The sequence below is a fragment of the Desulfobaccales bacterium genome (genome assembly GCA_041648175.1).
In the GTDB taxonomy this organism is placed as follows: domain Bacteria; phylum Desulfobacterota; class Desulfobaccia; order Desulfobaccales; family 0-14-0-80-60-11; genus 0-14-0-80-60-11.
Genome location: JBAZPO010000010.1, coordinates 127,954 through 140,949, shown reverse-complemented (window position 1 = coordinate 140,949; position 12,996 = coordinate 127,954). Strand labels below are relative to the sequence as shown.

General features: G+C 58.6%; 16 protein-coding genes. 11 read left to right on the top strand and 5 right to left on the bottom strand.

The features are described 5' to 3' along the window. Nucleotides 1-110: 110 nt before the first annotated feature. Nucleotides 111-1,013 (bottom strand): hypothetical protein, encoded by a 903-nt coding sequence (locus WC600_11145; GenBank protein ID MFA4903284.1) that lies wholly within the window; start codon nt 1,011-1,013, stop codon nt 111-113. A 176-nt stretch (nt 1,014-1,189) separates the two neighbouring features. Between WC600_11145 and WC600_11140 the strand changes: the two genes are divergently transcribed. The 9 genes from WC600_11140 to WC600_11100 all read left to right on the top strand — a co-directional run bounded on the left by WC600_11140 (nt 1,190) and on the right by WC600_11100 (nt 7,908). Beyond that, nucleotides 1,190-1,615 (top strand): hypothetical protein, encoded by a 426-nt coding sequence (locus WC600_11140; GenBank protein MFA4903283.1) that lies wholly within the window; start codon nt 1,190-1,192, stop codon nt 1,613-1,615. A 193-nt stretch (nt 1,616-1,808) separates the two neighbouring features. Then, entirely contained in the window at nt 1,809-2,060 is a 252-nt protein-coding gene (locus tag WC600_11135) for a sulfurtransferase TusA family protein (GenBank protein ID MFA4903282.1), read from the top strand. 12 nt (nt 2,061-2,072) lie between these two features. Further along, on the top strand, nt 2,073-2,510 hold the full coding sequence (locus tag WC600_11130; protein ID MFA4903281.1) for a hydrogenase iron-sulfur subunit: 438 nt from the start codon (nt 2,073-2,075) through the stop codon (nt 2,508-2,510). Nucleotides 2,511-2,613: 103 nt separating this feature from the next. Further along, nucleotides 2,614-3,918, top strand: coding sequence for a CoB--CoM heterodisulfide reductase iron-sulfur subunit A family protein (locus WC600_11125; GenBank protein MFA4903280.1), 1,305 nt, complete (start codon nt 2,614-2,616; stop codon nt 3,916-3,918). Between the two features lie 22 nt (nt 3,919-3,940). Next, nucleotides 3,941-5,869 carry a CoB--CoM heterodisulfide reductase iron-sulfur subunit A family protein gene (locus WC600_11120; protein ID MFA4903279.1) on the top strand — a complete coding sequence of 643 codons (1,929 nt, stop codon included), beginning with the start codon at nt 3,941-3,943 and terminating at the stop codon, nt 5,867-5,869. A gap of 78 nt (nt 5,870-5,947) precedes the next feature. After that, entirely contained in the window at nt 5,948-6,271 is a 324-nt protein-coding gene (locus tag WC600_11115) for a hypothetical protein (protein MFA4903278.1), read from the top strand. 27 nt (nt 6,272-6,298) lie between these two features. Further along, on the top strand, nt 6,299-6,601 hold the full coding sequence (locus tag WC600_11110) for a 4Fe-4S dicluster domain-containing protein (protein ID MFA4903277.1): 303 nt from the start codon (nt 6,299-6,301) through the stop codon (nt 6,599-6,601). Nucleotide 6,602: 1 nt separating this feature from the next. Continuing rightward, nucleotides 6,603-7,559: a (Fe-S)-binding protein gene (locus WC600_11105; protein MFA4903276.1), complete on the top strand. Its 957-nt coding sequence runs from the start codon at nt 6,603-6,605 to the stop codon at nt 7,557-7,559. Nucleotides 7,560-7,656: 97 nt separating this feature from the next. Then, a complete protein-coding gene (locus tag WC600_11100; GenBank protein MFA4903275.1) occupies nt 7,657-7,908 on the top strand; it encodes a DsrE family protein in 252 nt (83 codons plus the stop codon). A 222-nt stretch (nt 7,909-8,130) separates the two neighbouring features. On the opposite strand, the gene WC600_11095 is transcribed toward WC600_11100, so the two are convergent. Continuing rightward, a complete protein-coding gene (locus WC600_11095; protein MFA4903274.1) occupies nt 8,131-9,513 on the bottom strand; it encodes a sigma 54-interacting transcriptional regulator in 1,383 nt (460 codons plus the stop codon). Nucleotides 9,514-9,646: 133 nt separating this feature from the next. Here WC600_11095 and WC600_11090 point away from each other — a divergent pair, with 133 nt between their 5' ends. Both WC600_11090 and WC600_11085 read left to right on the top strand, forming a co-directional pair. Further along, nucleotides 9,647-9,916 carry a sulfurtransferase TusA family protein gene (locus WC600_11090; GenBank protein ID MFA4903273.1) on the top strand — a complete coding sequence of 90 codons (270 nt, stop codon included), beginning with the start codon at nt 9,647-9,649 and terminating at the stop codon, nt 9,914-9,916. A 5-nt stretch (nt 9,917-9,921) separates the two neighbouring features. Next, nucleotides 9,922-10,554 (top strand): 50S ribosomal protein L11 methyltransferase, encoded by a 633-nt coding sequence (locus tag WC600_11085; protein ID MFA4903272.1) that lies wholly within the window; start codon nt 9,922-9,924, stop codon nt 10,552-10,554. A gap of 29 nt (nt 10,555-10,583) precedes the next feature. On the opposite strand, the gene WC600_11080 is transcribed toward WC600_11085, so the two are convergent. From WC600_11080 to WC600_11070, 3 genes are read right to left on the bottom strand one after another with little or no spacing between them, the layout of a single operon-like run. After that, a complete protein-coding gene (locus WC600_11080) occupies nt 10,584-11,279 on the bottom strand; it encodes an ABC-type transport auxiliary lipoprotein family protein (GenBank protein MFA4903271.1) in 696 nt (231 codons plus the stop codon). Beyond that, nucleotides 11,276-12,172: an MlaD family protein gene (locus WC600_11075; protein MFA4903270.1), complete on the bottom strand. Its 897-nt coding sequence runs from the start codon at nt 12,170-12,172 to the stop codon at nt 11,276-11,278. Before WC600_11075 ends, WC600_11080 begins: the two co-directional genes overlap by 4 nt. A 1-nt stretch (nt 12,173) precedes the next feature. Then, on the bottom strand, nt 12,174-12,962 hold the full coding sequence (locus WC600_11070) for an ATP-binding cassette domain-containing protein (GenBank protein MFA4903269.1): 789 nt from the start codon (nt 12,960-12,962) through the stop codon (nt 12,174-12,176). Nucleotides 12,963-12,996: the final 34 nt, after the last annotated feature.

The following is a 12,996-nucleotide window of genomic DNA, read 5'->3' as shown; positions in this document are numbered from 1 at the left end:
TGGGGGACGAGAGTCCCCCACCCTCCCCTCAAACTCCCCTCCCAACCCCCTGTAAGGGATTGGGGGTGGGGGTTTGGGGGAGGGAGTAAGGGCTACTTACGAAAAAGCCCTTAGCCTCTTCCCCCAAGAATAAACTCCCCGGGGAACCAGGCGGTACAGGCCATGACGTGGGTGATGGCCTCGGTATCGTATTCATCCCCGGACTGGTAGGTACGGAAGAAGTCGTGGAGCCGCTGCACCCGATCCGGCAGCATTCCCACGGCCTGGAGGCCCAAAGAGACGCCGTAGTTGGTGAACGCGAACTTGACGTGGCCCAGACCCGGATGGCGGCAGAAGTAGCCTGGCGGGTCGACCCACATGGTCTCCAGGGTGTCGAGGCACCGCTGCCGCTGGAGGACGGCCCAGGGCTCATCCGGGAAGAAGTGGGTGAACCAAAGCATCATCCCGATTCCCAGGTCCTGGTCGATCGTCATGGACCGATAGCTCCGTTCCACCAACTCCCGCATCTCGGCAATCTCCGCGGCCAGCACTCTCGCGTCCAGGGTGCGGTAGACCACATAGCCATGGAAATGATCCAGGCCCCCCAGGCCATAACCGGGATACGGGGCGCTCAGGTCCTCCGCCATCTTCCACCAGACGCCGGTCCCCGGTATGACAAAGCGGGGGTGAATCTGACGCACCAATTCCAGGGCCCGGTCGCGGTAGCCCGGCTTGATTTGTCCCAGGCGGCCCAGGGCGTAGAGCCACATGCCCAGATAGTGGAAGTATTGGCCATCCCGGTCCGGGGCCTCTCCGATACGGATGCCTTGCGGGCGGCCCAGGACTCGCTGGACTTCGGCCGCTACCCATTCGGCCTCTGCCAGGAACTGCTCATCCTGGAGTTCATGGTAGAGGGATACCAGAAGGACCACGCCAAAGGCGTCGGTCCACAGGTAGCGCAACCCATTTGGCCAGATTTGTTGGTCCCGCATCCAGCCAAGCTTGTCCAGCACTGCGGCAATCGCCGGGGTCATGGCATCTCCTTTTTGCCGTGAAAACCTAAATCCCCCTTTTCCAAAGGGGGACTTTAGAACCCCCCTTTGAAAAAGGGGGGCAGGGGGATTTTCATTCGTGGGGTGAGACATTTATGGTTCATGGGCGTTTAGTCTAAGGTAAAGCCGATTGATCCAGGATGCCAGGGAGAAAGAGCATGATAAAACCGAAGGTCCTGTTCATCTGCCTGGGGAACTCTTGCCGCAGCATCATGGCCGAAGCCCTGACCCGGCACCTCTGCGGGCAGCGCTGGGAAGCGGCGTCCGCCGGCCTCAACCCCTTGGGGTGGGTGGCCCCGGAGACCAAGGCGGTGCTGGCGGAGATCGGCGTGGATACGAAAGGCTTACGGTCCAAAGGCCTTACCGAGGTCAATCTTCAGGATTACCACCTCCTGGTCAACCTTTCCGAGCATTCTCTGAAGCGGGCCATCCCCCAAGGGTACAGTGATCGCCTGATGCAGCGGCCAGTACAAGACCCCTTCGGCGGCAGCCTGCAGGAATACCGCCTAAGCCGGGACGCCATCAAGGAGCTTATCCTCCGGGAACTCTGCCAGGGGCAAGGGCCCCTTCCCTGGAAGCCCTAAATCTCTTCCCACCCTCCAGCCTTAACAGAAATTAACATTTGTTAAATAGTATTTAGCAGACGTTAACTAGGCGATCGGCGCGCTTCAATAAAACCTGCTAAATTAATTAGATAATTTACCCTGCCGGTTTCCTTAGCGCCTGGCACTGATATTGCTTCTTTCTTTAAAAAGATTTCCCCAAAGGAGATTAACGATGGCAATTGATCTTGCTACGCTTAAAGCCGCGGCCGTGGTGGATTGCCGGGGCAGCGCCTGCCCGGGACCGCTCATGGAAGCCAAAAAGGCCATCGGCAAGGTAAAAGTCGGTGAGGTCCTGGAAGTGCTCTCTAACGATCCCGGCACCAAGAATGATATGCCTCTCTGGGCCAATAAAGTGGGCCATGAATTTTTAGGTGCTTTGGCCGCCGACGGCTACGACCGCATTTTCATCACCCGGAAAAAGTAACCCGGAGGCCTCATGGCGGCCGAAAAGTATGCGGGAAAGATACTGATTCTGGCTGAGGATAGCTGCGCTTATCCCGGGGCTGACGCTGTGGGCCAGGGGCATCAGAGTTATCCCGCCAACACCTATATCCTGCGGGTCCGGGCGGCGGTGCTCTTCCCCGAGAAGTTTTATCTGGACTGCTTCGACAAAGGCATCGCCGGCATCATTATCATGTCCTGCGGCGTGGAGTGCCCCTACGAGGGGGCCTATGAAGCCCTGGCCAAGCGCGTTGACCGCATCTATGTGCTCATGAAGGCCCGCGGCCTGGACATTCGCCGGGTTCGCCTCACGGCCATCTGCACGGTGTGCACCCGGGCCTTTCTCAACGAAGTCAGGCAGATGAACGATCTCATCTCGGAGTTGGGACCTCCGGGCAACGATAAGCCTGCCGCGGCGGCCAGCGCCGCTTAGGTTGTTGGTAGCCCGCGGGCTCTGGCAAAAAGCCTGCGTGGGCCAACTGGGTTCCTGGCTGCTAGGCAAAAGTCGCAACGAATCCGCTCTCTGGGAGCAAAGTATGGCTGTTCAGCACAATAGGCATTACGACGCCCTGGTCCTGGGCGGGGGGATCGCCGGCTTAGAGGCCGCTCTCAATCTCGCCGACCAGGATTTCTCGGTGGCGGTGGTGGAAAAAGACGCCTCCATCGGGGGCAAGATGATCAGGCTCTCCAAGGTCTTTCCCACCCTGGATTGCTCCAGCTGCATCACCACCCCCAAGATGGCGGCTGCGGCCCACCACCCCAACATTACCATCTTCACTTACTGCGAGTTGCAATCCTTGACCCGGCAGGGGAGCGATTTAACGGCTTCGATCCGCCAAAAACCGCGCTTTGTGGACGAAGTGAAGTGTATCGGCTGCCGCCAGTGCGAGTATCAATGTCCTATGCTGGTGCCCGACGCCGAGCAAGGCGGATTTGCGGCCCGGAAGGCCATTTACATTCCCTTCTCCAACGCCATTCCCCAGAAGGCCCTGATCGATCCTGAGAATTGTATCCTGTGCGGCCGCTGCGAAAAGATTTGCCCCACCCAGGCCGTCAACTACATTCAGGTTCCCGAAGATTTTACCCTGACGGCCGCCACCGCGGTGATCGCCACCGGGTTCGAGTTAACCCCGCTTTCAAACAAGGTCCAGTACGGCCAGGGCACGATTCCCAATGTGATTACGGCCCTTCAGATGGAGCGGCTGCTGGCCCCCCACGGCCCTTACAACCGGGCGCTGCGGCCTTCCGACGGTATGGAACCGGATAACGTCGCCTTTATCCAGTGCGCCGGCTCCCGGGACCAGTCCATGGGGGTGCCTTATTGCTCCCGGGTCTGCTGCATGTACGCCATCAAGCAGGCCATGCTCCTGTCAGGCTCCTTGCCCCTGGCCGATCTCACCATTTATTACATGGATATCCGGGCCTTTGGCAAAGGCTACGAGCAGTTTTTCCAGAACGCCCAGGCCATGGGGGTCAATTTTGTCAAAGGCAAGGTGGCCTATCTGGACCGAGGCGATAACGGCAACGTTCTGGTCCGGTATGAATCCCAGGAAGCCGAAGGCGGGGTGCAATTGACTGAGCACGACCTGGTCGTGCTGTCCTTAGGGATGCTGCCGGGCTGGAGTCCCGAGAGCCTTTGCGCCCTGGCCACCGGGTCGGATAAGTTCATTAAAACCGTGAAGCCCAAGTTGGCCCCGACTTTGACCGATCTGGACGGCGTTTTTGTCGCGGGGGCCGCGGCCGGCCCCAAAGATATCGTGGACAGCATCGTGGAAGCGGGTGCTGCGGCCATGGAGGCGTCCCGGTATCTGACGGCCCGCACCGCCAAGGCTGCAAGTTGAGTCTCGGTTGGGAGAAGAACTGATGACGCCGAACAAGCGCCCCGAATCCGCACCTGTTGGCAAAGTGGGGGTTTACGTCTGCTATTGCGGCGGCAATATATCCGATGCCGTGGACGTGGAAAAGGTTTGCGAGCAGGCCCGCAAGGTGCCGGGGGTGGTGGTGGCCCGGTCCAATATGTTCATGTGCTCCGATCCCGGCCAGGAGTTGATCATCGAGGATCTTAAAAGCGGCCTGGTGGATCGGGTGGTGGTGGCGTCGTGTTCCCCCAGCCTGCATGAAACCACTTTCCGGCAAACTCTGGCCCGGGCCGGGGTGAATCCCTATGTCTATGAGCAGGCCAACCTGCGGGAGCAGGTGAGTTGGGTGCATCATGGCCCTGAGGCCACCAAAAAGGCTGCTCGCCTGGTAGCCGCGGCTGCGGCCAAAGCCGGCTGGCTCACGTCGCTCACGCCCATCCGGGTCGAAGTACAGCCTCAGGCCCTGGTGATCGGCGGCGGCGTGGCCGGGCTTAAATGCGCCGTGGAATTGGCCGAAAGAGGCCTGCACGTGGTTCTTGTGGAAAAAAGCCCCTTCCTGGGAGGGCAGGTGGCCCAGTTAGACCGCCTGGCGCCATTCGGTGAAACCGCCGCCGAAATCATCAGCGAACTCGCCACTGCGGTCCTGAAAAATCCGGCCATCACGGTGCACACCTGTACTGAGGTCGAGAGCTTTGAGGGCTATATCGGCAACTTCAAACTCAGAGTGGTGCGGCGGCCTCCCGAAGGCGCGGCCTTTGCCGACAAGCTGGAACGACTGAGCCAATCCGGCTTGGGTCTGGGCGCATACGTGCCCTTTGTGGGCGTCATGCCCGCAATGATCCCGGAAAGCCAGGCAGAGCTTGACCTAAACGCCGGGGTCATTGTCCTGGCCACGGGTTTCCGGCCCTACCAACCCCGGCAAGGCGAATACGGCTATCAGGATTTTCCCGAAGTGGTCACCCTGCCGGAATTCATCCGCCTGATGGCGATAGCGGGGGAGAGCGACGGTGCTCTGGCGTTAAACGGCCGCTCCATCCACAACCTGGCCATGATCCACTGCGTGGGCAGCCGCCAGATTCCGGGCATCCATGAGGAAAACGCCGGCGGTTATTTAAATGAGTACTGCTCCCGCACCTGTTGCAGCGCAACGCTTTACGCCGCCAACCTCATCCGGGAAAACTATCCCCAAACCCGGGTCTTTGATTTCTACCGGGACATCCGCACCTATGGCCGGGGCCAGGAGGAACTTTACACTCAGGCGGCCCAGAATCAGGTGATGTTTTTCCGCTTCGAGGCAGGAGAGGAGCCCCAGGTCCTGAGGAATCCCCATGCTACGGGGCAACCGCTCCTGGTCCAGGTAAAAGATGTCCTGACCTTTGGCGAGGAACTGGAAGTGCCGGTGGACCTGGTGGTGCTGGCGGTGGGCCAGGAGCCCAACAACATCGCCGGCCTGGTGGAAAAGCTGAAGATTCCCGTGGGCGCGGACCGCTTCCTGCAAGAGGTGCACCCCAAGCTGCGTCCGGTGGAAGTCTCCGTAGCCGGGATCTATCTGGCCGGGACCTGCCAGGCCCCCTTTGACGTGGGGGAGACCTGCGCCGCGGCAGCCGCGGCGGCAGTCAAGTCCGCGGCGATTCTCACCCGGGGCTACGTTGAACTTGACCCGTTTGTGGCCGAAGTTGATCTCAGCCAGTGTACCGGCACCGGCGCTTGTGTCGAGGCTTGCCTGGCCGAAGGCGCCCTGACCATGGTGGAGCAGGTGGTGGACGGCCAAAAGGTCCGGCGGGCCCAAGTCAACCCTGCCCTGTGCCTGGGCTGCGGCGCCTGTGTGGCGGTCTGCCCGGAAAACGCTATCAACGTGCAAGGCTGGACCTTGAAGCAGTTCGAAGCCATGGTGGATATGATCGTCTCAGACGAGTACCTGGAAGGGGCGTGAGTTTAATTGTAGAACCGCCGCCCTCGGCGGTTCCTGCGCCGGCGAGGGCGCCGGCGCTACATTCTGTGGGGTCTTACGATGTCTGACCAAGAAACCGAATCTCGGAAAGAGGCCCTGAAAGCCCTTAAAGCGGCCCGCAAAGAACAGATTGTCGCGGCCACTGCCCGGATGAAAGAGCAGCGGCAAGCGGTGAAAGCCATCAAAGAGCACCTGGCCGGGGTCGAGCTGACAGTGCCCGAGATCGCTGCGGCCACGGGCTTGCCCGCATCCGAGGTGCTCTGGTACGTGGCTTCGCTAAAGAAATACGGAGAAATTCTGGAAGGACCCAAGGCTGGCGGCTATTATCGCTACAAACTGGGCCAACCGGTGGCCGAAGAAACTGCACCGGGTGCTGTTGAGTAAAAGCGCAGCTTGGCGAGAGGATCGATCATGGCTTTAGTCAATCCCGATTTTGCTGAAGAGCTCAAATCTTACGGAGTGGACACGGCCCTCACGTGTTTCAACTGCGGCACCTGTGCCGCCATCTGTCCCCTTATCTTTGAGCATTTTCCCCGGAAGCTGATTCGCTATGTCCAGGTAGGATCCAGGGAAAAAATTCTCCAGCACGCCCAGGATTTATGGCGGTGTCTGCACTGCGGGCTCTGCACCCAGACCTGTCCCCGCCAGGCCAACCCCGGCGAACTCATCCTGGGATTGCGCCGCTATGTGGTGGCGCAGGCAAGGAGGGCCTGAGATGTTTACGCCCGCGGATATCATCAACCTCATCGCCATCAATATCAGGAAGACCCGCAATCCTTTCGGGGCTCCCGGTTCTAAGATCAATACCTGGTGGAAAGGCTCCCCCGGCTTTACTCGGCGGCCGGGGGATGCCTTGCTTTTCACCGGTCTGATGTACCAGTCTATCCCGTATATTGAAGCTACCACCAGCGTTCTTTCGCGCCTGGAAGGCACCCGCTGGGCCGACTATCTGCGGTTTAGCCGCTTTTCCCGTTATTTCCCCAGCTTTCTGGTTGGGTGGGGTTTTTCCCTTCTGACCTCCAAGGCGGAAAGGAAGCAGTTTAACGGCATTCTGCAGACCATCCACCGGTTACTGTCGAACTCCGGGGTAGGCTTCTTCTATAACCCCGATATGGACTTCTACAGCGGCATCCTGCTCTATGATCTGGGGGATCAGAAGGGCTTTGAGGAACATGCCCGGTTCGTGGCCAGGACCCTGAAGCTCCACGGCGTCGACAAAATCATCACCGTTGACCCCCATACCACCTATGCCTTAAAAGAGCTTTATCCGAAATACATCGGGGTAAGCTTCGACGTGCAGCCTTATTTTGCCCTGCTCCAACCGAAGCCGGTCAGCGGCAGCAACGGTAAGCCGCCAGTGGCCATCCACGACCCGTGTTTTTATGGCAGATACCTAAAACTTTCGGACGCGCCCCGGCAGGTGCTCACCAATCTGGGCCTGCCGTTCGTCGAGGTGCGCAACTGCGGCGAGTTCACCTCTTGCTGCGGCGGCCCGGCGGAGTCGGTGTCTCCGGCCCTGAACCGGGAGATCCTCGGCCGGCGGGTGGAAGAACTGAAAAAGAGCGGCGCTCCGGTGGTCACCTTCTGCCCTATCTGCCTGGCCAACCTGCTCAAGGCAGGACTGCCCGTGGAAGACCTGGCCAGCCTGGTGGGCCGTCACTGGTCAACTTAGTGCTCTAGTGGTTTTACAGAAAGAGGCCGCCAACCATGCCCCATTGCGGCCCAGCCCGGCGATAACTCATACTTCAGGAAAAAAAGGAGAGCCAAGCATGTCGGAAGAAAAAGAAAAAATTGTTCTGATCTCCACCCATGCGGGGGAGGACCCGGAACGCGCCATCTTTCCCTTGCTGTTGGCCAATGCGGCCCAATCCATGGACGTGGAAGCCGTGGTGGTCTTGCAGGGTAATGGCGTGTATCTGGCCAAAAAGGGCTATGCCGATGATGTTACCTTTCCCGGCTTGACCCCATTGAAGACGCTGGTTGACAACTACGTTGCCAACGGCGGATCATTCCTGGTCTGAATTCCCTGCCTCGAGGAGCGCAAGATCAGTCAGGCTGACTTGATCCAGGGAGTAGAATTGGTTAAGGCCGGGCGGTTGATTGTTGAGATGACCAGCGCCAAATCCACCGCGGTTTATTAAAATATACGCCGCAACTTAAGTAAGGAACATGGGACTCTCTGCGCCTCTGCGGTGAACAATGATTAACCGCAGAGACGCTGAGGGCGCAGAGATAAAAAGGTATCAAACAGTAACCAGTTTGTGCACGTCGATGCCGTATTTTTTCATGCGGTGCCAAACGGTGACCCGGCTGACCCCCAAGAGGGCCGCGGCTTGGGACTGGTTGCCGCCGGCCTGCCGTAAGGCATCGATCAAAGCAGTTTTTTCATCGGAATCCGGGGTTCCCCTCGCCTCTGGGGGAGTTGTCGGGGAGACTTCCCGGGAACTGAGCTTAGGCGGCAGGTGTTCAGGTGCGATGAGACCGGTTTCGGCCACCACAAAGGCATACTCCAGCGCACCTTTGAGTTCCCGCACATTGCCCGGCCAGGGATGGTCCAGGAGCAGCTTCATGGCCTCCCGGGTGAGGCCGGTTATGGGCTTGCCGCTGCGCTGGCGCAACCTGGTGAGGAAATGATCCACTAATAAGGGGAGGTCCTCCAGACGTCCCTTGAGCGGCGGCAAATGTATGGGAATGACATTGATGCGGAAAAACAGGTCTTCCCGGAAAGTCCCTGCCGACACCAGAGATTCCAGGTCGCGATGGGTCGCGGTAATGATGCGGGCATCGGCATAGATGGGCCGATGGTCCCCCACCCGCTCAAACTGCTTGCTCTCCAGGACGCGTAAGAGTTTAACCTGGATAGCCGGCGGGATATCGCCGACCTCATCCAGGAAGATATCTCCCCGGTGGGCGGCCTCAAACCGGCCCTGGCGATGGGTATAGGCCCCGGTAAAGGCCCCTTTGACATGCCCGAAGAGTTCGCTTTCCAGCAAGGCCTCATTGAGCGCGGCGCAATTGCAGGTGATGAACGGCCCCTCCCGCCTCCGGCCCAGGGCATGAATAGCGTGGGCCACCAGTTCTTTGCCGGTGCCGCTCTCGCCGAAAATAATCACCGGGGCCTCGCTTTGGGCGGCCTTTTGGGTGAGTTCAAAGACTTGCTGCATGGTGGGAGATTTCCCCACCAAACCATGAAAGTCGCCGGACGTATCCATAAGCTTGGAGAGATGGTGGATCTGCTCATCCCGCTTGTCCATTTCCGAAATATCAGTGAGCGTTTCCACCGCGCCCAGCACTTGCCCGGCTTCGTCCCGTAAGATGGCGGCATTTTTCAGGGTATGAACATAAGAACCATCTTTACGCATCAGCAGGCAGGACTTACGCGTGGCCGCCCCTTGCTCAAAGAGGTGGCACCACTGGCCTTTGCCTTCCGAACGGGCGGTGGCGCACGTGTCACAGCTCAACATGGTACAGGAACGGCCGATAAGTTCCTCCCGGCTGTATCCCACAATTTTCTCGAAGGCCTGATTCACCATGAGCATGGTGCCATCCGGGCTCACCACCATGAGGCCGTCGTTCATGGTATTAATAATTTCTTTCCAATACCGGTTGATCTTTTGATCATGCATGGCATGCTCTCGGTTATCTTAACACTTGTTTTAACATCTAAAATAACACAAGCCCACCTTGGGCACAACCATGAAAACAATGTATGGTGTTTGGCAAAGATTGCCGTCGACTGCGGCAACGCGGGTTACTCCCATGAAATCTGACCAAAACCTGGATATTTCCGGGGTGCTGATTCCCTTCAGCCTGGCCTTGTACAAATCCACCCTGGCCCAGATGGCAGCCGGAGCAATTTTGAAAATTTGCCTGAGTGACCGCGATACCCTCCGGGATTTATTGATTATCGTGGAGCGGTCCGGCAATGATGTCCTGGCTTGGGAAAAGCAGGATGATTGCTATAATGTCTGGGTGCGAAAAGACCGGACGCCACTGGCGCCTTCACAAGTGCCTGGTTCGTTGGCATAATCCCCATGGCGACATCAAACTTCTCAGGTTGGTCGTATCGCTTGTCTTCTCACCTGGTGCTGTGTTCCCGCCGTCAACCGCATCCGACTGAGTTAAAAGAACAAGTTTTGGTGGTGCACCCTGGTGAGGCCTTTCCTCCGGGCCATCCCACCACCCGCCTCTGTCTGGACTTACTGCGGCAAGCGCTAACCACTGAATCTCCGGACAGATTGCTCGATGTGGGGTGTGGCGCCGGTGTAATAAGCCTGGCGGCTGCAGCCCTTAAAGTGCCCCTGGTAGTGGGAGTTGATCTTGCTTGGGGGGCGGCCCTGGCCACTTTTGAGAACGCCCGGGAAAATGGGTTGGCTGATTCGATCAGGGTGGCGCAGGGCTCCACCGAGTGCCTGAAAGCACGCTTCGACGTCGTGGTGGCCAATCTGCCCTGGGAAGTCCAGCGGGATAAAGTGTCGGAATTGGACCGCCTGGCGGATGGCGGCCTCATCCTCTCGGGGTTTCGCGCTAACCAGGAAAACCCCTTATTGGCAAGCTACCAGAAGCTGGGCTGGTCGCTCGACCACCGCGTAGTCCGGGAATTCTCCCATCCCGAGCTCCCTCCGGACATAAGCTTCACGTGGGTCGCCTGGTTATTAAAGAGGTAGGGGCGGACCTGCGTGTCCACCTTCGAAGGTTACTTCCGGGCACTTCTTTTCCGGGTAGCCTCGTAGGTATCAGTAATAATGCGGGCCGAGAGGTGTTCCATGGCCCGGCTCATAGCTTGGGCCAGCCCCTGGGGGGTCTTATCGGGCATAGGTTCCGCGGCCCGGTAGTTTTTCTGAAAAACCACCCGCTGCGGCAGCTCTTCGTAGCTGACATCCAGAAGAGTGACCGTCATAGCCAGCACAGCCTTCCAGCCGTCGGGCTCATCCACCTCTTGAAATTCCTCCACCCCGCCTTCCAGAAAGTAGCGGAATTTGCCATTGCTGCCGGGTCCGAACACCGCGGTGAACAGATGGGAATCCCTGAAGTCACGGAGGAGATAGTCGGTGACCAGATAGCCGGGATTGGCCCGCCAGCGGCTGTAATTATAGGTCTCACTCTTATAGGGCTGGGGCTGGTAGACCATATTATTGGTATTGAAGGCCTGGGCCACGGTGAACAGACCCACCTTGACGGCCTCCGGGCTTTTGGTTTTCCCGCTCAGCACCGGCGCGGGATATTCCAGGATATACTGGTGCACCAGCATGGGCGGTTTGCCGCACCCGACTGCCAGCAAAACCAGCACCGGCAGCAGCAGCGACAGGAGCCAGACCTGCGTCGTCAACCGGCAGGGGGGCGAGTTCGCAGGGGAACAAGCCGCGGGCATCACGTCTGTCATGGCCTTCATTCATTCCACCTCTTTATAGGGGGCTTGCCGAACAAGAGGTCCGAGGGGCGGTCATAGAGTCTCTGGAGCAACATCTCCAGGGTCTCGGAACTCTGCCGCAGGTTATTGCCGGTGCTTTGTAAAGAACGGGCCAGGTCCCGGGTCTCGTTCAGGGTAGCCGGCAGTTGCATGGCCAGGACCTGATCATTGACGGTGCCCAACATGATGCGGGCGCCTTTGAGAGCATCCCTGGCCTCTGCCAGGGTTTTATCCAACGCAGCGTCGGCCAGCGCTTGGTCCGCCCGGGAGGTGAGCCGTTCCAGGTTGCCCGCGGCGCCATCCACCCGTGCCATAATGCTCTTCAACTCTTTGCCTTTGAAAAGGTCTTCCATGGCCTTGGTGGTGGCGATCAATTGGGTGGAGATGCCTTTGGTATCAATCTCGTTGAACTTTTTCACGATGTCATTGATGCCGGTCATCAGCCGCTGGATTTCGGAGGGGCGGGTCGGAATAATGGGATATTCCGACGGAAAGTCGATCTTGGGAGAAAGGTCCGGTTCCCCGGGTTGTTTAAGGTTCAGCTCCATAAACATGATGCCGGTAATCCCTGCTGCCTTGAGTGTGGCCACGCCATCTGTTTGCAGGCTATCCCGCATGTTGATCTTCATAACCACGCCAATGAGGCGGTTATCCGGGGCCACCCGGATGGCTTCCACCCGGCCCACTTCCACGCCCCGAAACTTGACGGCGGAATCTACCTGGAGGCCCTGGACCGACTCATCAAAATAAGAGATGTAGGTATCGCCCTTCTGGAAGTAGCTGGTGGCGCCCACCCAGATGACGGCGACGACACCCAGGACAACACCCAGGATCACAAAGATCCCGATAGTCAGGTTGGTACCTTGTCTGGCCATGTTACGTTCCTTGGGGCGGGGCTTCGGCAGCCGGACGGCGATTAAAGAAGTTCACCACCCGGGGGTCGGTGGAGTGGTCCTTGAGTTCCCGGGGATCGCCTTCGGCAATGATGCCCTTGGCGCCCTTATCCAGCATGATCACCCGGTGGGCGATGTTAAAAATGGATTCCAGTTCGTGAGTGACGATGACCATGGTGGTTCCCATCCCGGTATTAATGCTTTTGATCAAATTGTCCAGTTCCACCGACGAGATAGGGTCCAGCCCGGCGGAGGGCTCATCGAAAAAGAGGACCGTGGGGTCCAGGGCCATGGCCCGGGCCAGCCCCGCCCGCTTTTTCATGCCCCCGGAAATCTCCGAGGGGAGGTGGTTCTCGTAACCAGCCAGGCTTACCAGGCCCAACTTCATCCTGACGATAAGTTCGATGGTGGCTGGGTCCAGGTCAGTGTATTCGTAAATAGGCAAAGACACGTTTTCCGCCAGGGTCATGGAGCCGAACAGCGCCCCGGATTGGAACAGAACCCCGAGATTCATACGCACCTGGCGTAAGATCCGGTCGTCATAAGTATTGATATTGACGCCGCTGAGCAGGACTTTGCCCGCGGCAGGCTTATAGAGGCCGATCATGTGCTTCAGCATGGTGGACTTGCCGCAGCCGCTGCCTCCCAGGATCACCAGGATTTCCCCCTGATTGACCTGAAAACTCACCCGGTCAAAGATAGTATTATCCCCGAAGCGGGCGGTCAATTGGTCCACTACGATGACTGGGGGGGGAGAAGAATTGTTTACCATTGCACCCGTTTCTTGAAAAAGTCTGGCCCCGACT